Source organism: Pseudarthrobacter sp. O4 (assembly GCF_050157025.1).
Classification (GTDB): domain Bacteria; phylum Actinomycetota; class Actinomycetes; order Actinomycetales; family Micrococcaceae; genus Arthrobacter.
The window spans coordinates 3,529,117-3,548,406 of record NZ_CP189591.1; the positions used below are offsets into that span (position 1 = coordinate 3,529,117).

The 19,290-nt window shown below is 64.6% G+C and carries 13 protein-coding genes and 1 other annotated feature; of the genes, 4 read left to right on the forward strand and 9 right to left on the reverse strand.

From position 1 onward, the window contains the following. Window positions 1–3 precede the first annotated feature (3 nt). The 5 genes from ACQCSU_RS16500 to ACQCSU_RS16520 form a co-directional block, all read right to left on the reverse strand. Window positions 4–1,665 (reverse strand): alpha-amylase family glycosyl hydrolase, encoded by a 1,662-nt coding sequence (locus ACQCSU_RS16500; protein ID WP_426976344.1) that lies wholly within the window; start codon window positions 1,663–1,665, stop codon window positions 4–6. Continuing rightward, entirely contained in the window at window positions 1,662–2,591 is a 930-nt protein-coding gene (locus ACQCSU_RS16505) for a carbohydrate ABC transporter permease (protein WP_426976345.1), read from the reverse strand. Before ACQCSU_RS16505 ends, ACQCSU_RS16500 begins: the two co-directional genes overlap by 4 nt. Beyond that, window positions 2,588–3,652: a carbohydrate ABC transporter permease gene (locus ACQCSU_RS16510; protein ID WP_426976346.1), complete on the reverse strand. Its 1,065-nt coding sequence runs from the start codon at window positions 3,650–3,652 to the stop codon at window positions 2,588–2,590. The genes ACQCSU_RS16505 and ACQCSU_RS16510 overlap by 4 nt, the downstream gene beginning before the upstream one ends. A 94-nt stretch (window positions 3,653–3,746) precedes the next feature. Then, window positions 3,747–5,066, reverse strand: coding sequence for an ABC transporter substrate-binding protein (locus ACQCSU_RS16515; protein WP_426976347.1), 1,320 nt, complete (start codon window positions 5,064–5,066; stop codon window positions 3,747–3,749). 119 nt (window positions 5,067–5,185) lie between these two features. Next, a complete protein-coding gene (locus ACQCSU_RS16520) occupies window positions 5,186–6,223 on the reverse strand; it encodes a LacI family DNA-binding transcriptional regulator (protein WP_426976348.1) in 1,038 nt (345 codons plus the stop codon). 498 nt (window positions 6,224–6,721) lie between these two features. Here ACQCSU_RS16520 and ACQCSU_RS16525 point away from each other — a divergent pair, with 498 nt between their 5' ends. Continuing rightward, window positions 6,722–8,023: a hypothetical protein gene (locus tag ACQCSU_RS16525; protein WP_426976349.1), complete on the forward strand. Its 1,302-nt coding sequence runs from the start codon at window positions 6,722–6,724 to the stop codon at window positions 8,021–8,023. Window positions 8,024–8,149: 126 nt separating this feature from the next. On the opposite strand, the gene ACQCSU_RS16530 is transcribed toward ACQCSU_RS16525, so the two are convergent. The 4 genes from ACQCSU_RS16530 to ACQCSU_RS16545 form a co-directional block, all read right to left on the reverse strand. Next, a protein-coding gene (locus ACQCSU_RS16530; protein WP_426976350.1) for an IS3 family transposase occupies window positions 8,150–9,414 on the reverse strand; the annotation gives its coding sequence in 2 pieces (ribosomal slippage) (window positions 8,150–9,141 and window positions 9,141–9,414; 1,266 coding nt in all). Continuing rightward, window positions 9,011–9,145 (reverse strand) — a sequence feature (AL1L pseudoknot). (Overlaps the previous gene by 135 nt.) Window positions 9,415–9,595: 181 nt before the next feature. Beyond that, window positions 9,596–10,918 (reverse strand): ISL3 family transposase, encoded by a 1,323-nt coding sequence (locus ACQCSU_RS16535; protein WP_426976351.1) that lies wholly within the window; start codon window positions 10,916–10,918, stop codon window positions 9,596–9,598. 191 nt (window positions 10,919–11,109) lie between these two features. Beyond that, window positions 11,110–12,654: an SIR2 family protein gene (locus ACQCSU_RS16540; RefSeq protein ID WP_426976352.1), complete on the reverse strand. Its 1,545-nt coding sequence runs from the start codon at window positions 12,652–12,654 to the stop codon at window positions 11,110–11,112. Window positions 12,655–12,806: 152 nt separating this feature from the next. Beyond that, window positions 12,807–13,385 (reverse strand): DUF7255 family protein, encoded by a 579-nt coding sequence (locus ACQCSU_RS16545; RefSeq protein WP_426976353.1) that lies wholly within the window; start codon window positions 13,383–13,385, stop codon window positions 12,807–12,809. A 181-nt stretch (window positions 13,386–13,566) separates the two neighbouring features. Between ACQCSU_RS16545 and ACQCSU_RS16550 the strand changes: the two genes are divergently transcribed. The 3 genes from ACQCSU_RS16550 (at window position 13,567) to istB (ending at window position 19,030) form a co-directional block, all read left to right on the forward strand. Beyond that, entirely contained in the window at window positions 13,567–16,710 is a 3,144-nt protein-coding gene (locus ACQCSU_RS16550; RefSeq protein WP_426979820.1) for a DUF3427 domain-containing protein, read from the forward strand. A 323-nt stretch (window positions 16,711–17,033) separates the two neighbouring features. Continuing rightward, entirely contained in the window at window positions 17,034–18,275 is a 1,242-nt protein-coding gene (gene istA, locus ACQCSU_RS16555; protein ID WP_426976354.1) for an IS21 family transposase, read from the forward strand. Next, window positions 18,272–19,030 (forward strand): IS21-like element helper ATPase IstB, encoded by a 759-nt coding sequence (gene istB, locus ACQCSU_RS16560; protein ID WP_426976355.1) that lies wholly within the window; start codon window positions 18,272–18,274, stop codon window positions 19,028–19,030. Before istA ends, istB begins: the two co-directional genes overlap by 4 nt. Window positions 19,031–19,290: the final 260 nt, after the last annotated feature.

Here is a 19,290-nt window from a genome sequence, read left to right on the forward strand (position 1 = left end):
ATCTCAGCCCCTCAGCACCCAGGCTGCGTTGTTCGGCTGCAGCCAGCGGTCCTCGGTCAGCGGCTCGGCGCTGAGCAGCACGGATCCGGCCGGCAGCTGCACCGGTTCCGTCCCCATTGCGACGGCGACAAAGAAGTCGGCGCTCCGCTCGCAGATCAGCAGGTTTCCGGCGTCGACGCGCCAGGTGCCGCCGTCGTTCGGTCCGAAGACTTCGTTCTTCTGCAGCAGGCGGCGCAGTTGCAGCGCTTTGGTGACCAGTGCCAGCGAGGATTCGGGCTCCTGCTGCTGCCGCTCGATCGCGTGGGTGCCCCAGCCCGCGGGGACCGGGAGCCAAGGTTGGGCAGCCGGCTCGGTAAGTGAGAAGCCGTGGTTCAGCGCGGCGTCCCCGGTCCAGGGCAGCGGGACGCGCGCGCCGTCGCGGCAGACGCCGCCGCGGGCCCACATCGGATCCACCCGAGATTCCACCGGGACGTCGACCTCGGGCAGCCCGAGTTCCTGGCCCTGGTAGAGGTACGCGGCGCCGGGCAGTCCGAGCAGCGCAACGACGGCCGCCCGGGCCCGGGCGCTGCCCAGCTCTCCGCTGCCGAACCGCGTGACGGAGCGGACGATGTCGTGGTTTTCCAGCGCCCAGGTGGGAGCGGCGCCGTGCAGCTGCCGGGCGGCCTCAAGCTCGTTCCCGACGGCGGCCCACGCCTCCGGGTCCCAGTCGAGCTTCACGAACGAGAACGCGAAGGCCTGCTGCATTTCATCGGCGCGGGTGTAACGCGCGGCGCGGGCCGGTTCCAGGTTGACCTCACCGACCAGCAGGCGGTGCGGCTGGTACTTCTCGGCGATGGTGCGCCAGCGGCGGTAGACCTCGTGGACTTCCTCCTGGTCCGAGACCTGCGGGTTGGACCGCAGCCCGTCCACCACCCCGTCCGTGGCGGGCGAGTCCGGCAGGCCCTCGGCCTTGAACAGGGCATGCGCGACGTCGATCCGGAGGCCGTCCACACCCTTGTCGAACCAGAAGCGCAGCACCCCGTCGAAGTAGTCCCCGACGGCGGGATTGCGCCAGTTCCAGTCCGGCTGCCCGGCCGAGAACAGGTGCAGGTACCAGTCCGTGTCCGTCTGCGAAGCCGGGTTGGCGCGGCTCCAGGCCCGGCCGCCGAACACGCTCTGCCAGTTGTTCGGCGGGACGCCGCCGGCGTCGGCAGTCCCTGTAGCCGAGCCGTCGCCGTCGTCGTCGGACATGCCCTCCGGGCCCGGGACAAAGTGGAACATGTCCCGTTCCGGTGACCCCGGGCCGGCCGCGAGGGCCTGTTGGAACAGCGGGTGCTCGGAGGAACAGTGGTTGGGGACGACGTCGAGCAGGACGCGCAGGCCCAGCGAGTGGGCGAGTTCCAGCAGCGTATCGAACTGTTCCATGGTGCCGAACAGCGGGTCCACGCCGCAGTAATCGCTCACGTCGTAACCCTGGTCCAGCTGCGGGGAGGGCTGGAACGGGGTCATCCAGATGCCGTCGACCCCGAGCGCGGCGATGTACGGCAGCCGGGCGATCAGTCCGGCGAGGTCGCCCACGCCGTCGCCGTCGCCGTCGGCAAAGGAGCGCGGATAGACCTCATAGATAACGGCGGACTGCCACCACTCGGCGGCAGGCGCGAGTGTGGTTTCTTCGAGAGGACTCATTTGCTGGCGCCCGCGGTGAGGCCTTCGACGATCCGGCGCTGGAAGATCAGCACCATAATGACCAACGGTACGGTGACGATCACGCCGGCGGCCATCTGCTCGCCGAAGGGCGCCTGGAATTCGGTGGCGCCGGTGAACTTGGAGATCGCCACCGTGGCGGTCTGGATCTTGGGGTCGTTGATCATGGACAGCGCGATGATGAACTCGTTCCAGCTGTGGATGAACGTCAGGATCGCGGTGGTGAAGACGCCCGGCGCGGCGAGCGGGAGCAGGACCCGGCGGAACGCCTGCCACTTGGTGCAGCCGTCGATCATGGCGGCTTCCTCGAGGTCGAACGGCAGGGCCTTCATAAACGTGGTGAGGTTCCAGACCGCCAGCGGGATCGCGAAGGACAGGCTGGGGACGATCATGGCCTGGTAGGTGTTGATCCAGCCGAGGTCCGTGAAGAGGCGCAGCAGTGGCACCACCACGGAGATGCCGGGGAACATCGACGTCGCGATGATGACGCCCAGGATCACCGACTTGAAGCGGAAGTTCAGGCGGGAGATCGCGTAGGCCGCGAACACGCCGAGCAGCAGGGCGAACACCGTGGTGGTGCCGGCGACGATCAGGGAGTTCAGCAGGGCCTGGCCGAACGTGGTGGAGCCGTCGAACACCTTGGCGTAGTTCTCCAGCGAGAACGGCGCCGGCAGCAGGGTGTTGTCGAAAATGTCCGCGGTGCGGCGGAAGCTGGAGACCAGCATCCAGTAGAACGGCGCCAGGCAGTAGGCGAAGATCAGCGCCAGGCCCAGGTACACCGAGTAGGAGCGCCACGTGCGCACCTTTTTCGGCTTGCCGGGGCGGCCGACGGCGGTGCTTGCGTTGGGCGCGACGGCGCCGGGTGCGCCGGAGGACGCGGCGGCGTTGCGGAGGTCGGAGATGGTCATCGGGTGGCCTCGGCCTTCTTCTGTTCGGCGATTTCTAGTTCAGAGTTCCCCTGGGTGCGGGTTGCCTTGGTGCGGGACTTCTTCGAGATCAGCTTGAGGTCCTTGGCGCCGGTGACGTCGGCGCCGAGGACCTTCACGAACACGATCGCGACGAGGGCGACGTAGAGGAAGAGCATCACCGCGAAGGCGGACGCGGAGCCGTAGCGGAGCTGGTTGGATTCGTCCCAGGCGAGCATGGAGAGCGTTTCCACGGATTCCTTGCCGGGGCCTACGAGGACGAAGGGGAGGTCGAACATGCGCAGGGCGTCGAGCATGCGGAACAGCACGGCCACCAGCAGGGTGGGCTTGACCAGAGGCAGCGTGATGGAGCCGAGCTGGCGCCACCAGCCGGCCCCGTCGATGCGGGCGGCCTCGTAGACTTCGCCGGGGATGACCTGCATGCCGGCGAGGACCAGCAGGCCGATGAACGGCGCGGTCTTCCAGACCTCGGCGATGATGACGGCGGCGCGGGAGGCGTTGCCTTCGGCGGTCCACAGGATTTCGCTGCCGAGCAGGGTGTTGGCGATGCCGTCGGACTGGAAGATCCAGCGCCACAGCAGGCCGGAGACGGCGGTGGGCACGGCCCAGGGGACCAGGATGCTGGCGCGGAGGAAGGACCGGCCGCGGAAGGCGCGGTTCATGGCCAGGGCCAGGCACAGGCCCAGCACGGTTTCCAGCAGCACAGTGGTGATGGTGAAGAACGTGGTGTTGCCGAGGGCGTTGAGGAAGCGCCGGCCGGATTCGCCGACGAACATGTCGGCGTAGTTGGCCAGGCCCACGAAGGAGTCGACGTCGGTGACGAAGCCGTCCGAGTCCAGGCCCGATTCGGCCTGGTAGAGGGACTGGTGCACCGCGGAGAGCAGCGGGTACAGGATCACCAGGGCCAGGACCAGGATGGTGGGGGAGAGCAGCATCGCGGCCATGCGGCCTTCGCCGGGGGAGCGTTTGCCGCGTCTGCGCGGGCTGCCTGCTTGGGGCGTACCGGTCTGCGCACCGGCGGGCTGGGCGGTCGTCGTCGTCATGCTTGGTACCTAACTGGAGTTGCAGCGTGCCTGGCCGGCCGGGGTGGACCGGCCGGCCAGGCATGTGGTCTGAACCGCTGGGGTTACTGCTGGACTACTTGGCCAGCTCGGTGAGCTTGGCCTGCATGTCGTTCAGGGCCGTGTCCGTGTCCTTGGCGCCGGTGATTGCGGCGTAGGCCTCTTCCTGGATTGCCTTGGTGGTTGCGCCGTACTGGACAACCTTGGGGCGCGGCTGGGCGTTGTTCAGCGAGGTCAGCAGCGTGGGGAAGAACGGGCGCTTGGCGACGACGGCGGGATCCTCGAACAGGGAGGCGTACACCGGGGCGCGGGAGCTGAGCGCGAGGCGCTTCTGGGCCTGCTCCTCGCTGGTGAAGAACTTGACGAACTCCAGTGCCGTGGCCTTGTTCGGGGTGAACGGGGAGATGGCGAGGCTGCGGCCGCCGAGAGTGGAGACGCCGGGGCCGTCGGTGCCGGGGATGGAGGTGATGTCGAACTTGCCGGCCACCTTGCTGGAGCCGTCCGTGGCGCTCAGGGAGGCGTGCAGGAACGGCCAGTTGCGCATAAAGACGAGCTTGCCGTCCTGGAAGGCGCGGCGGCCCTGCTCTTCGAGGTAGGTGATGGCGTCGGACGGGAAGAGCCCCTCCTTGAAGCCTTCCACCAGCAGGTTCAGGCCCTTCTTCGCTTCGGCGGTGTTGACGGTGGGCTTGCCGTCGGCGTCGACGATCGAGCCGCCGGCGGAGGCTACGGCCTCGGAGAAGTTGACCGTGAGGGCCTCGTTCTTGTCGAACTGGCCGGTGTAGCAGGACATGCCCGCCGCTTCCGGAAGGGCCAGGATGGCCTTGCAGGCGGTCTTCATCTCGTCCCAGGTCTTCGGCGGAGCGGTGATGCCGGCGGCCTTGAGCAGGTCCGAGCGGAAGTAGAACAGGGCGCCGTCGGTGTAGTACGGGGCGCCGACCAGGGAGTCCCGGTACGTCGCGGCGTTGACGGTGGCGGGGATCATCTTGTCGGTGGGGACGGCGTCCTCGGGCAGCGGCAGGATCCACTTGTTGGCGGCGAACTCGGAGGTCCAGACGACGTCGAGGTTCAGCACGCTGAAGGTGTCCGACTTGATCTGCGCGTTCTGGATGAGCTGCTGGCGCTGCTGGTCCGCGGAGTCCGGCAGTTCGATGAACGTGACCTTCTCCTCCGGGTGCGCGGCGTTCCATTCCTCGATGCTCTTGTTCGCGGCACCGGAGGCATCACGGTTGGAGACGTAGTTGATGGGGCCCTTGCCCTCGAAGGACGCGGCGGCGGCCTTCGGGGTGCTCTTCGCTTCCGTGGCGGTCCCGCCGCAGCCGGTGAGGGCGACGGCGGCGACGGTCAGGGATGCGGTGGTGGCGAGAAGAGTCTGCCAGGAGTGGCGGCGCTGCCTCATGTGTTGCTCCTTGTTCATTGGGGTGGTGCGGGCGGTTTGGTGCATGCGGAACTGCGGCGGTGGCTGGTTTGTGGCACGGGGGAGTGCCGGCTGCCGCCGGTAGTGGGTGGTTTGTGGGCCTAGCTGACCAGGAGTTGGTCTCCGGGTTGGGCTGAAGTCGCCGGTGCTGCACTGGGCATTGCTGACTTGGGCGGCGCGGTGGAGCCGCGCTGGATCAGCCGGTGCGGCATGATCTTCGGCCCGAGGTCGCGGGAGCGGAGCAGCTTTTTCACGGCCATCCGTCCCATTTCCTCGAGCGGCTGGGCCATGGTGCTCAGCGGCGGGTTCACGTGCAGGGAAGTGGAGGTGTTGTCGAAGCCCAGGACGGAGACGTCTTCCGGCACCCGGAGCCCGCGCCGCTGCAGTTCATTGACGACGGCGGCGCCCATCTCGTCGCTCATCGCGAAGATCGCGGTGAGGCCGGGTTCCTGCTGCAGCAGTTCGTCGACGCCGGCGGCGCCGCTCTCGTAGAAGAAGCTGCCGGTCGCCGTGACCGGGGTGCATCCGGCTTCCTTCATGGCGCGGAGGTAGCCGCGCTGCCGGGGCTGGGCGACGTAGACCGACGCCGGATCACCGGCCAGCAGGCCGATGCACCGGTGGCCGAGCCGCAGCAGGTGACGGGTCGCGTCAAAGGCTGCCTGCTCATCGTTGATCGCCACGCTGGGCGAGCCCGACTTGTCGCTGATGGCGACGGAGATGATGGGGACGTTGGGCCCCAGCAGCTGCCGGGTCTCCGGCGTGATCACCGCGGAGATGAGGATGACGCCGGCGGCCCGGTAGGTTCGCAGCGTCCGGAGGTAGCCGGCGATGTAGGCGGACTTCGCTCCGGTACGGCCGAGCATCACGGCATAGCCGCGTTCCTGCGCTTCCTCCTCCACACCCTGCATGACCTGGGAAGCCAGGGCATCCGACACCATCGGCGCAAGGAGCCCGATCACGGACGTCTGACGGGTCTTCAGGCCCCGGGCGAGGTAGTCCGTTTCATAGCTGAGGCTCTTGACCGCGGTCTCGACGCGTTCCCGGGTCTCGTCCGAGTAGCCGACGAGCCCGTTGACAACCCGGGAGACGGTGGCCGGGGAGACGCCGGCGTGCTTGGCGACATCGCGAATGGTGACCACTGTTCCTCCTCCCTGAGGGTGTCTTTGTTATCTGCTGTCCGCGTTACGTAATCGGTTTCGGAAAACGGTTTCCGTAAACGGTTTCGTTCGGTGCAGGTTCAACAGTAAGGGGTGGGCACGGGATCGCGTTGCGTTTCGTAAACGGGGCCGGCCGACAGTAGTACGTCGGCGGCACCCAAGAGAGTTGGGTGCCGCCGTCGTACTTATTGCGAGGGGTTCACCAGCCTGAGGCTCCCCCCTTTCCGACCCGAGCACAATTGCGATTGCCCCGGCCAAAGAGGGCGGCACAACATGACCGATTCCGTCTACTTCTGTAGGTTCAGGGTCGGTCGTTTTGGAAGGTGGGAGTCACTTAGTCCAGGAGTTTGAACGCGCCGCGACCTACCAGGTCTGAATCCATGAATACAATCACGATAGATCCAGAGCGGCACTGGCGGATTGTCACCAATCAGCCGCGTTCACACCTCCCGGCGAGGTGCAACCACAGAGGAGTAAGCGATGACCAATATCGAGAGCATCACGCTGGAGGCGGAGCTCGTCGGAGAGGACGCCACGCGTGACATTGCGAAGGCGGTCAGCGCTCGTCACTCGATCGCTCGCAAGTACGTCATGAGGCTCCGCCGGCGGCATCCGGACGCCACGCCCGCGGAGGTGATCCAGATGTTGGAGCGTCACTACGGAACCTCGATCACCACTGCTGGTGCCCTCATCAGCGCCGGAGCGATCGCGGCTGATATTGGTATCGCGATGATTCCAGGAGTCGGGGCGGCAGCAGCCGGCATGAAGAGTGCGGGACAACAGGCCGCCAAGAAGACTGGCAAGGAAGCCGTCAAACTTGCCGCAAAGAGCGCTGCGAAACAGGCCGCAAAGAACATGGCGCTGGGTACTGCGAAGAACGGTGCACAGCGAGCCGCTGCTCTCCTTCCCGCAGGCGATGAGCAGTTGCAGTTCGAGATCACCGCCGTTTTCGCGCTCGCTATTGCCGACATTCACGGAATGGACCTCGACAAGGACCAGGCGCTGGCCCTTGTCTACGGACTCTCGAACGAACGCGTGAGCCAGAAGCAAATCGCAACGATGGCGACAGACCTATCCAGCGCGACTCCCGAAGGCGTCGTCGGCGTCGGTAATAAGATCTCTGCTGGCCGCGGGGACTGGTCGCACTGGGCGAATACGCTAGCGGACACCCTCCCTGGAGGCGCCGCGCAGAGTTTGGTTCGGACCATGGAGACGGGTCAGCTGGACGCCGTGCGCGAAAATTTGAGTGGGAAGCAGCAGGCAACAATTGAGTACGGAGTTGGAGCCTTGGCGGGAGGAGTCACGCGCTTCGTGTTCGGTCGAGACGTCATCGTCGCAGCCCGGACAGCATTCGCCGATGCCCCAGATATGTTTCCCGAACATCTGTCCGTTCCTTTAGAGGCAGGCTCAGACGACCGCGACGTCGACCAGAATCGAGCTCTCGCAGCCATGGAGGACGCGGCAAAGGTGACGGGAAACTGGATTGCGGGTACTGCCAGCACAGTCGGAGGCGGCGTTGCAACGGGTGCTGTGACAGTGGGCGCCGGGGTGGCAACCGCGGCCGACACGGTAACGCGCGCGTTCCGGAGCGTGGACATCGACGGGGACGGGATCCCGGATGAGCCCCAGGCCCTCAGCGCGGTCAAGGGCGTCGGGGGCGCCATTGCCGGTACAGCGGGCGCGGTCGGAGGGAGCGTCGCAGGGCTGTTCAAACGGAAAAAGCGCGGCGACCAGACGGCGGACGGGTCTGAGACCGGCAGCGAGGAACTGGTCGAGAAGTAACCCCGGAGGTTAGTCAGCTGCGCGGCATGGTCCCGTTGCGCTATCACCTTTGGTTGTTCTCAGCCGCTGATAGCAGCTACAAATGCTTCAGCTGGCCGGCGCAGCGAAGGTGAACCGTACCGGGATTTAGGCCGTCTTCTTGCTGGTGGCCTCGTCGTTTGATGAGGCATCTATTTGAGCATAGTAGGTCTGCTCGAACTCGTTGGGCGGGGCCATTTCGAGGCTGCTGTGCAGCCTGGCGGTGTTGTACCAGTGGACCCAGTCCATGGTCGCTTTCTCCACGTCCGCGAGCTGTTTGAGCGGGCCATTGATGAACGGGCTGCCTTTGCGGATGCATTCGTTCTTGAACAGCCCGATCGTGGACTCCGCCAAGGCGTTGTCGTAGGCATCACCGACGCTTCCGATGGATGCTGCCAGACCCTCGAGCAGCAGGGCCTCACCGAACCGGATCGAGGTGTATTGGGAGCCGGCGTCGCTGTGGTGGACCATCCCCTCCGGGACCGGTGTCCCTTCCTGATCCCGGCGCCAGAGCGCCATCTTTAAAGTCGTTAGGACCATGTCTGTGTCTTTGATCGTGGAGCCGTGCCAGCCCACGATGGCGCGGGAGAAGACATCGATCGCGAAGGCCACGTAGACGAATCCGGACCATGTTCTGACATAGGGGAAATCGGTGACCCACACGGCGTTCGGCCGGACCGCGGTGAAGTTTCGGTTCAGCAGGTCCGGGGCCCGCTGCGAGTCCTTCGGAACTGGTCCGGCTTTGGGTTTGCGCCCCCGGACAAGGCCGTTCATGGCTTCATCCCGCATCGGCCGGTCCATTGTGCACCTGGCCACGGCATGGCCTTCCCGGCGCAGCCACGCCGTCATCTTCCGCCGCCCGTAGAGGGACTCAGGTTTCTCGGCGGTGTCCTTCAGCGCCTTGACGATGACAGCATCGCTGACGGTCCGCGCGGCCGGTGCCTTGGACTTCCAGGACCGGTAGGTCCTCGGGGCGGCCTGCACGCCCTGCTCACGCAGGACCCTGCAGGCCGGCTCGACCCCGAACCCGTCAGCACGTAGTTCGTCGATGAATCCGGTTATTTGCGGCGGCGAGGGTCGAGCTCCCTCGCGAAGAAAATCGAGGCCCGCTTCAGGATCTCGTTTGCCTCCCGCATCTCCCGGTTCTCACGCTCCAGCTCCCTGATTCGGGCCTGCTCGGCACTCGTGACACCGGGGCGTTCATCAGCGTCGATCTGGGCCTGGAGAACCCACCGGCGCAAGGACTCCCTGCCGATACTGAGCTTTGGTCCAATGGCGGAACAGGCGGCAAAAACGGAGTCATACTCGCCAAGATGATCCAGGACCATCCGCACGGCACGCTCACGCTGATCCTCGGGGTATCGCTTGGGCATAATCGCTATCCTTCACAAAAAAGGAAGCGGCATCAAACCCGGTACGGTTCAGACAAGGGCTCTGGCACAAAGATTCAGACGTGCGAAAGAGTCGCCTCGACGACCGACTGCGGGCATACGGGCGTGTAGCGGATTTGCTTTGATAGACGCGGAATTACAGTAACAATGGGGCCCTTCGCATTTAGGCATGGTTGGTCTGTTTCGTCCGGTAGGGGCGGTGTCCGCCGGCGGCGAGGAGGCATCTGAGCCGGTAGTTGGTGAAGTTGCGGAAGCCTCTGGCGATTCGGCGGGTGGTTTCGATGACGCCGTTGATCGCTTCGGTGGGTCCGTTGGAGGCGCCGTTGGCATCGAAGTAGGCCAGGATCGCGGCTTTCCAGGCCCGCAGGGTCCGGCCAAGCCTGGCCACTTCCGGGATCGGGCAGGTCGGGAACGACGCGATCACGTCTGTCACCAGCGCCCTGCCGTGTTCCGGGCGGGCGTGGTAGATGTTGCGGAGCTTCTGGTAGCACTGCCAGGCCAGGGTGACTTCGCGGTCTGGGTCCCCGGCGGTGAGCTTCGCGTCCAGCCGGGAAGCCTGTTTCTCGGTGAGGTGTTCTGCGCCGATCTGCAGGGTCCGGCGGATCCCGTAGAGCGGATCTCCCTTGCGTCCGCGGTGTCCCCGGGTGTCCTGCTGGACCCGGCGGCGGACTTCGTCGACCATGGCTGAACCCAGTTTCACGACATGGAATGCATCCAGAACGGTGATGGCTTCGGGCAGCTCGTCGCGGATCGCGTTCGCGTAGCCGCGGAACGGATCCAGCGCGGCTGTCTTGATCCCGGCGGTGAACCCGGTGCCGCGGTCCTTGAGCCAGTCGGCGTAGGCCTTTCCGGAGCGTCCCGGAACGAGGTCCAGCAGCCGGGCGTGAACGGTGCCGTCCGCGTCGCGGGTGTGGTCCACGATCCCGGTGACCATGCCCGTTCCGGGTGGCCCGGTGTGGGACCAGACATGCTCGTCGACGCCGAGCGCATCCACCCCCTTCAGCCTGTCTGTGTCAGCGATCCGTCGTGCGGCCTCTGCCCTGATCCCGTGCCAGACAGTGTGCCAGGAGACGCCGAGCTGGTGGGCCAGTGCCGAGACCGAGGTGTCGAAATGCTGGAGCGCATCGGTTGCCCAGTTCACGGCACGGGCGGTCAGTTTCGCCCGGGCTCCTGCCAGCGGGTGCTCCTCGGTGAACGTCGTTCTCGGGCAGCCCGGGTCCGGGCAGCGCCAGACACGTTTGGCCCACAGCAGCCGCACCGGCCGCCCGAAGCAGGGGATGTCATGGAGCCGGACCTGCCGGCGTCCGTGCCCGACCGCGACGACGCCGCACTCCGGGCAGCCGGTGACGTCCTCCCCGGTTTCGACGTCCAGAACCAGTCCAGCCGCGGTTGCCGTGACGGAGCCGACGTGGATGCCCTCGACACCGAGCAGCGCGCCCGCGCGCGTGCACCAGCGGCCATCGGAACAAGACATAGAGTTATTCATGTCAGGGTCTCTTTTGGGTATTGGTTGCTTGGTCGCTACCAATTCAAAGAGGCCCTGACCTCTTTCCTGCTGCAACACGCCGCACCGGAAACGGCCTACGCCGCGGCGCCAGTCTCGGACCGCCCTAACCACGCTCATCTGCGAAGGGCCAACAATGCGGGCAGCCACATGTGCTCTGCGCTCGGCTTCGATCAGGTCTCCAATCCAAGCTTTCGCAGTGCAGCATCGATGACGGCCCAGACCTCCACAGTATCTGCCGAACGCTGGTGGCCAGCGAGCTCAAGGAGCAATTGCCGCAGGTCGTCTTCGCCCTTGGTCAGTCCGCGGTCGTAAGCGGGGGCGAGCAGATAGGAGTGGTTGTCCGTCGCGTGGGCGGCCATCATATCCAGGAAAATCTCCAGTTCCCTCCCGGCAGTTGCGACCGCGGTTTGGATCGCGGCTTGGCCGGATTCAGTTGCGGGCGCGCTCCCGGACATGGGAAGGATGTCGAGACGTCCTTCCCAGACGAGATTCTGCAGGGGCTCGTGAAAGAGTGACAGGACTGTGCCCATCTGGTGATTCTTTGAAACATCTTGGGGAAGCGCACGCCTGACGTCGTGAACGATTTCGTGGAAATGATCGTCGGCCAGACCGAAGCCAACGAACAGGAGATGATGCGTCAACAGGTGTGCTTTGACCAGGGCGGAAAGCGCGTCTCTATTGCTGTTGTAGCCGAGGTAGTCGTCGCGGGTTAGGACGATGCTGTCAGGCTGAGTCACGGAGCCGTGGAGCTTTAGCAGCCAGTCGTTGCCCACCGCTGGAACGTTTTCTGGCAGCACTGTTCGTGGCCTCTGGGCGTCGTCGCAGGCTGTTTCGAACAGCCTGTCGTAGTTCAAAGTTATGGCACCGGCCGAGGGCAGCGTGGCCAGAAGCGCAGGTGCCAGGCCGTATCTCGGGAGGTCGACGGCACTGGCCACCGCCTCGCCGAAGGCCCCACGAGTGCCAACCTGATCTGAATAGAGCTGTTCCAGCACGCTCGCCTGGTCGAGAAGGGCGAGACCCTCGAAAGCGCGTTCCTCTGTTGCTCCGAGACGCACGCCTGTCTTTAACTGCTCAAGGAGTTGGCTCCAGCTTGGAGCTCCGGCGCTCACGCTCACGCCGGCTCCGAGAAAGGGAACCAAATGCCCTGAGCGGGCTTCCTGTCCCAGTGACATGGCCTTCCCATGCAGGCGGTCACCGAGCGACGGCCAAGACGAGTCACCCGATACTTCCCTCCGCAGCTTCTGGGCCAGCGAGAAAGCTGCTCGGTCTCGAAGGACGAGGACGAGGTCAACTCGGTAAGTAGCGGCCAAATTGCGACAGGCATCGAGGATAGCGCGCAGTGCGGCGCCAAGGTGGTTGCCAGCCCCGCCTCCGGCCGTTCCGAAGAACGGCAAGGCTAGAAGCCGATACGGTCGGTCATCTGGATTAGTAAGGGCCGCCACTGCCGTGGTCACGAACGCTTCAAGCCGTTCGACGACGGCGGTGGGTCCCCAGCCGCCGTCGGGGACTGTCGTCAGTATCGGCAACGGTGCGTTCGGGTCCCAGTGCCGGATGGGCTCGGCCAGCGCAGCACCCTCTCGGAATTCAGCCGAGGCAGAGGCGGCAGCAAGCTCCCGCAGCTCGGGATGAGCTTTGAGCCAATGCTGCTCGATGCGAACGCTTGAGTCCGTTGGCAGCAGCCATGCGTCACATCGGAGATTCAAGATGTCGGCCATGGCTACGAAAACATGAGGCTGAGTCATGCCTTCTGTTTATCAGAACAGCGAGGCAAAGCCGCTTCTCGGTTCCGGCTGTGCGCCAACGAGCTTATCGGCGAACGCCAGTTGAACCAGCACCCTGGCCCGGAGTGGCATCTGCGGGACGGAGCTTACAGAACGGCCCGCAATATCCGTTCTCGATTCCGTTCGAAAGCCGCAGAGCCATGGCCGTCGGGTGCTGGAACGCGAATTATGGGTGGGTGTCCCATCGCCGGAGTGGCGAGATCGCGAAGTGCATCGTAATACGCACGCTGCCGCTGCCGGCCGCCAGGGCCGAAGGCCGCCGCGGTTTTCGTTTGTCGGTACTTGTCGGCTTTCGGAGCGAATTGGCGGCAGAGTTCTTGATACTCCGTGGCTTCGAAATCCAGGGGATAACTGGCTGGGTAGTAGTCGAATGACTTCAGCCGGAAGCTGGTGAAGTGTTGTAGTTCGTCGATCTCAATGATCGTTCCGGTCGCAAGGTGGATGAAGTCGCCAGGCAAAGCCGTCGTTCGTTTCGCCGCCTGCTCAGTGGCTTGACCTCCAAGGGACAAGAAGATGTCATGCAGCGGGCCGGTGACCTTGGAGGCTCGATCGGGTAAACCGAAGTGCCCTCTTTGATTGAGCCACGGTGTTTTGCACCGAGCCAATTCCACACCCTCCCGGCGAGCAGCTTCCAGAAACGCATTCTCACAATCCCCAGCAGGCATGGAGCAAGCATAGAGGGCTGTTCTACAGTCAACGCGTAATTCGATGCGATCGCCGGCCGGGCCGATCCGGGTTTCTACGTGGGCACAGGTTTGGAACCGGCAAAATGGCCACGATGCATTAGCGGGCTAAAAGTTTGGTGTCCAGACATGTACCCAATAGCCTGGCGCAGTGACTAATTCCATGGCGGGAGTGGCAGCGAAGCAGCTGCCCGAGGGCTTGTACGAACTTCTCAACACGGATGCGGTCGGCAGTTTGTTGAATAGCGCGTCTGATCTGCGACCCGTCTTTGCCGCCATAGACGACGAAGACAGCCCGGATATCCTCTCCCGTCACGTGGCCGACGCCGTCCGGCGAGTACTCGCCTCAGCCAAACCCGCCGAACGCGTCGCCCTCGCGAATAGGCTCCTCCAGGAACTGAACATCGGGGACCGCATCGCATCCGGCCCCACCCAACTCCAGTCCCTCCACCGCCCGGACACCCTCAAACGCCGCAGCCTGCGCCGCCCCACTAACAAGCTCAGCGATTCGGCTTTGCTCACCAACAGCAAAGACGATCCAAACCTCGCCGCGGAGCTCCGCACCGAGATCGAGTCCGCCAACACAGTCGACCTGCTCTGCGCCTTTGTCCGGTGGACAGGCCTCCGCCTGCTCCATCCGGCGCTTGAGGAGCTCAAGGAGCGCGGCGCGAAACTCCGCGTCATCACCACCACTTACATGGGCGCCACGGAACGTCGCGCCATCGACGAGCTCGTGACCCGGTACGGGGCCGAAGTGAAGATCAGCTATGAGACCCAGGCGACGCGCCTGCACGCCAAGGCCTGGCTGTTCCGCCGGGACTCAGGATTCGACACCGCCTACGTCGGCAGCTCCAACCTCAGCCAGGCCGCCCTCCTGGACGGCTTGGAATGGAACGTCCGGCTCAGCTCCGTCGGCACGCCTGCGCTGCTGCAGAAGTTTGAGGTCACCTTCGACAGCTACTGGGCGCAGCGCGCCTTCCAAAGCTACGATCCCGAACGCGACGGCGAAAAACTGGACGCCGCCCTGGAACGCAACGGCGGCCGGCGCACCGCCATCCCCGGGGCAGCCACCGCACTCGAGGTCCAGCCGTACCTTCACCAGGAGGAAATGCTGGAAGATCTCGAAGCCGAGCGGCTCAAGGGCTTCAACCACAACCTGCTGGTCGCCGCCACCGGCACCGGCAAGACCGTCATCGCGGCGCTGGACTACAAGCGTCTCTGCGAAGCAGCGGACAAAAATCTGAAACTGCTGTTTGTGGCCCACCGCCAGGAAATTCTGCAGCAGGCCATGCGCACCTACCGTGACGTCATGCAGGACGGCGCCTTCGGCGAACTCTACGTCGGGGAACACAAACCCGGGCAGTGGAAGCACATCTTCGCCTCCGTCCAGTCGCTGTCATCCCTCGGCATTGAACAGCTGGAACCGGACTTCTTCGACGTCGTCGTCATCGATGAATTCCACCACGCCATGGCGCCCACCTACCGCCGGCTGCTGGATCACCTGCAGCCTCAGCAGCTCCTCGGACTGACCGCAACGCCGGAACGCGGCGACGGCGTCGACGTCGCCAAACAGTTCTTCGACGGCCGCACCGCCAGCGAACTGCGCCTCTGGGATGCCCTGGACGCCGATCTGCTGGTGCCGTTCCACTACTTCGGTGTCTCGGACGATGTTGACCTGAGCCAGCTGGAATGGAAGCGCGGCAGCTACGACACCGCGCAGCTGAGCAACCTCTACACCGGCAACGACGCCCGCGCCGCCAAGGTGATCCGCGAACTCCGCGACAAGGTCACCAGCACGGAGCAGATGCGGGCCATCGGCTTCTGCGTCTCGGTCCAGCACGCCCACTACATGGCGGATGTCTTCAACCGCGCCGGGATCGCCTCCGTCGCGGTCGACGGGAGCACCGACGACGCCGACCGTGCGGCGGCGCTGAAGCGTCTCGCCGCACGCGAGATCAACTGCATCTTCGCCGTCGACCTCTTCAACGAGGGCCTGGACCTGCCGCAGGTGGACACCATCCTGATGCTCCGGCCCACGCAGAGCGCCACGATCTTCCTCCAGCAGTTGGGGCGTGGGCTGCGCCGAGCCGAGGGCAAGGCGGTGCTGACCGTCATGGACTTCATCGGCCAGCAGCACCGGGAGTTCCGCTTCGATCTGCGCTACCGGGCGCTCACCGGGTACGGGCGCAAGGAGCTGGAGAGGGCTGTCGAGGACGAGTTTCCGTACCTGCCGTCGGGCTCTCAGATTGTGCTGGACCGGGTGGCGCAGAAGGTCGTGCTGGACAACATCAAGGCGCAGCTGCGGTTCAACCGGTCACAGTTGGTCCGGGACATCGCTTCCTACACCGAGACGGAACTTGAGAAGTACCTGGAGCGGTCGGGTAGCGACGTGAAGTCGATTTACCGTTCGACCAAGGATTCGTGGACCGGCTACCTGCGTCAGGCCGGGCTGATCGAGGGGTTCTCTTCGTTGGAGACGGCGCTCAGCGGAAGGATTCAGGAGCTCTCCGACGCCGACGAGAAGAAGCTCCTCGGCCGGATGGCCGCGCTGATCCATGTGGATGACCCGGAACGCGCCGCGGCGTACTCGATGCTCGTCGGCGCCGACGCGCCGCGCTACGCGGAGCTCGGCATGCGGGAGCAGACGTTCGCCCGCATGCTCTTCTACACGCTCTGGGACGACGGCGGCGGTTTCCAGTCGTACGACGCCGGCCTCGACTATCTGCGCGGCTACCAGTTTGTCTGCAGCGAGATCCGCCAGCTTGTGAAACTGGGCGTGGCGGCGTCCAAGCATGCCGCCAAGGGCCTCGGGGCGGGGCTGCAGCACGTTCCGCTGCTCTCGCACGCGACGTACCGGCGCGAGGAGATCCTCGCGGCTCTGCAGTACGGGTCGCTGGAGCTCGGCAAGAACGTGCAGCACCGCGAGGGCGTGGCCTGGTGTCCCGCCACGGCCACGGACGCCTTCTTCGTCACGCTCAACAAGGACGACAAGAAGCATTCGGCCACCACCATGTACAAGGACTATGCGATCAGCCCGGAGCTGTTCCACTGGGAATCGCAGAACGCGACCTCGCCCGGAAGTCCGACGGGCAAACGGTACCTGGACCGGGGCGCTCACGGATCGAAGATCCTGATCTTCACTCGGGATACTTCAGAGGATGAGACTGGCCTGACCGTCCCGTACACGTGCCTGGGCCAGGTGGACTACGTTCAGCACGCCGGGGAGAAACCGATCGCGATTAGCTGGAAGCTGCACCGCCCGATGCCGGCGGATGTCTTTGCGACGGCGGCTGCGGTGGCGCAGTAGTGGGCTCAAACTTTAACCAAATATTGCAAAATGCTCGCTGAGCGTAAGTACAAATAGGAAAACAATGAATCTCAACGATTGGGCCGTAATTGCTCAGCTCGTGACCGCAGTCGCGGTTGTCTTCGCAGTTTTGCAATTAGTGGGGAGCCGCACCCAGCGTCATCGCGAGTTTGAAAACCTCTACGTCCAGAGGTAGTGGCAGTTACTGGACCGCATGTCAGTCAGAATGTACTTGGGTGGGGAGATGACTAAACCTGTTAACGCCAGCCGAAAATAGGGCCAGGAACGCCAACTGAAAATAGGGCCACCGACCATTATGGAAGGTGATCAATTTGGATGATTGGGCGGAGATACGCCACCTGTTTTCGACGGGCAAACACTCGAAGCGTGAGATCGGCAGGATCGTGGGTGTTTCCCGCGGAACGGTTGACCGGGCGCTTGAGTCGGACCGGGCGCCGAAGTATCACCGGGCGGCCGGAGTATCGAGTTTTGATGCGTTTGCTCCCAGGGTGCGGGAATTGTTGGTGAAGACGCCGACGATGCCGGCCGCGACGCTGGCGGAGCGGGTGGGTTGGTCTGGTTCCGCGTCGCTGTTCCGGGCGAAGGTCGCCGTGATCCGGCCGGAATACGCCCCGCCTGATCCGGCTGACCGTTTGGTCCACGAGCCGGGGTTCCAGGTCCAGTGCGATCTCTGGTTCCCGCACGAACCGCTGCCCGTTGGTGAAGGCCAGAACGACACGCCACCGGTGCTGGTGATGACCTCGGCGTTCTCCGGTTTCATTCAGGCACGGATGCTGCCGTCGCGGACGACGCCGGACCTTTTGGGCGGAATGTGGACTCTGCTGCAGGACGCGCAGGCGGTTCCGTCGCGGCTGCTGTGGGACAACGAGTCCGGCATCGGCAGGCGCAAACCGACGGAGCCGGTGGCCGCGTTCGCCGGGTCCCTGGGACTGGAGATCAAGCTGCTTCCGCCGCGGGATCCGGAGTCCAAGGGCATGGTCGAGCGGATGAACAGGTTCTTCCGGCAGCGCTTCATGCCGGGCCGGGACTTCCGCTCACCCGCGGATTTCAACGGCCAGCTGGAGGACTGGCTGCCCAAGGCAAATCACCGGTACTCGCGGTCCCGCCACGGCCGTCCTGATGAGCTGATCGTCCTGGACCGGGAGAGGATGCGGGAACTGCCGCCGGTGACCCCGGAGGCGGTGTTCCGCAACGCGGTGCGGCTGCCACGGGATTACTACGTGCGGGTGTTCTCCAACGACTATTCCGTGGACCCGTCGTTCATTGGGCGGATCGTGGATGTCACCGCCGATCTGGACACCGTCTGGGTCACCCATGACGGCGTCATCATCGCCACCCACGTCCGGGCATGGGCCCGTCACCTCGTCCTGACCGATCCGGCCCATGTGGCCCGCGCGGCGGTGATGCGCCGTGATTTCCGTACCCAGCGGGTGCACCGCCCCGAACCCGAAGAAGCAGTGCAGGTGCGGGATCTGGCCGCCTACGACGAGATCTTCGGCATCGATCTCGGCCAGCAGCCGGCCCTTCTGGAGGCGGCTTCATGACCGGGACACCGTCACAGATCGAGTACTACGCCCGGGCTCTGCGCGCACCACGGATCAGCGACGGCTTCCGCCGCCTCGGGGACCAGGCCAGAGACGCCGGCTGGTCCCATGAGGAGTACCTGGCAGCGGTCCTCTCCCGAGAAGTCTCCGAACGCGAAGCCTCCGGAGCCGCGACCCGGATCAAGGCCGCGAGATTCCCGGCCCACAAGGACCTTGAGGAGTTCAACTTCGACCACCAGCCCTCCGCGGACCGGAACCTCATCGCGCACCTGGGCACCGGGGTGTTCCTCTCCGAGGCCAAAAACGTGGTCCTGCTCGGGCCACCCGGCACGGGCAAAACGCACCTCGCGGTCGGCATCGGCATCAAGGCAGCCAAAGCCGGTCACAGGGTTCTCTTCGACTCCGCCACCGGCTGGGTCGCCCGGCTCCAGGACGCCCATTCCCGCGGGAAACTTGCCCAGGAACTGGTCAAACTCCGCCGCTACAGCCTCCTGGTGGTCGACGAAGTAGGCTATATCCCGTTTGACCAGGACGCGGCGAACTTGTTCTTCCAGCTCGTCTCCAGCCGCTACGAACACGCATCCATGATCCTGACGTCCAATCTCCCGTTCGCCCGCTGGGGCGACGTCTTCGGGGACCTGACCATCGCCTCGGCCATGATCGACCGGATCGTCCACCACGCCGACGTCATCAGCCTCAAAGGCAACAGCTACCGGCTCAAAAAACACCAACCTGCCGCCAGTACGGCACAATAGAACCACAACCCCGTGGCCCCGTTTTCAAATGGCACTATTGGCCCTATTTTCGGTTGGCGTTAACAAAACCAACGGAAGTTGAGCAACGACTGGCTGTCGAATACCTCCGGCTTTGTGAAGATGAGATTGATTTGAGGGGTCAAGGTTTCGTAACGAACAAGACGTGGGTGATCTGGGCGGAGGGAATTCAGACCCAGCTCCAGACGCCGGTTTTCAGTCAGGCACTAGCCACGCATGTGAACTCTCTGCCCGCTCTCCGC

Bases quoted from the DNA above. Each gene is read 5' to 3' on its own strand.
- ACQCSU_RS16505 (WP_426976345.1), bottom strand. From the start codon at position 2,591: ATGACCATCTCCGACCTCCGCAACGCCGCCGCGTCCTCCGGCGCACCC.
- istB (WP_426976355.1), top strand. From the start codon at position 18,272: ATGACCGGGACACCGTCACAGATCGAGTACTACGCCCGGGCTCTGCGC.
- ACQCSU_RS16525 (WP_426976349.1), top strand. From the start codon at position 6,722: ATGACCAATATCGAGAGCATCACGCTGGAGGCGGAGCTCGTCGGAGAG.
- ACQCSU_RS16500 (WP_426976344.1), bottom strand. From the start codon at position 1,665: ATGAGTCCTCTCGAAGAAACCACACTCGCGCCTGCCGCCGAGTGGTGG.
- ACQCSU_RS16540 (WP_426976352.1), bottom strand. From the start codon at position 12,654: ATGGCCGACATCTTGAATCTCCGATGTGACGCATGGCTGCTGCCAACG.
- ACQCSU_RS16535 (WP_426976351.1), bottom strand. From the start codon at position 10,918: ATGAATAACTCTATGTCTTGTTCCGATGGCCGCTGGTGCACGCGCGCG.
- ACQCSU_RS16550 (WP_426979820.1), top strand. From the start codon at position 13,567: ATGGCGGGAGTGGCAGCGAAGCAGCTGCCCGAGGGCTTGTACGAACTT.
- ACQCSU_RS16515 (WP_426976347.1), bottom strand. From the start codon at position 5,066: ATGAGGCAGCGCCGCCACTCCTGGCAGACTCTTCTCGCCACCACCGCA.
- ACQCSU_RS16510 (WP_426976346.1), bottom strand. From the start codon at position 3,652: ATGACGACGACGACCGCCCAGCCCGCCGGTGCGCAGACCGGTACGCCC.
- ACQCSU_RS16545 (WP_426976353.1), bottom strand. From the start codon at position 13,385: ATGCCTGCTGGGGATTGTGAGAATGCGTTTCTGGAAGCTGCTCGCCGG.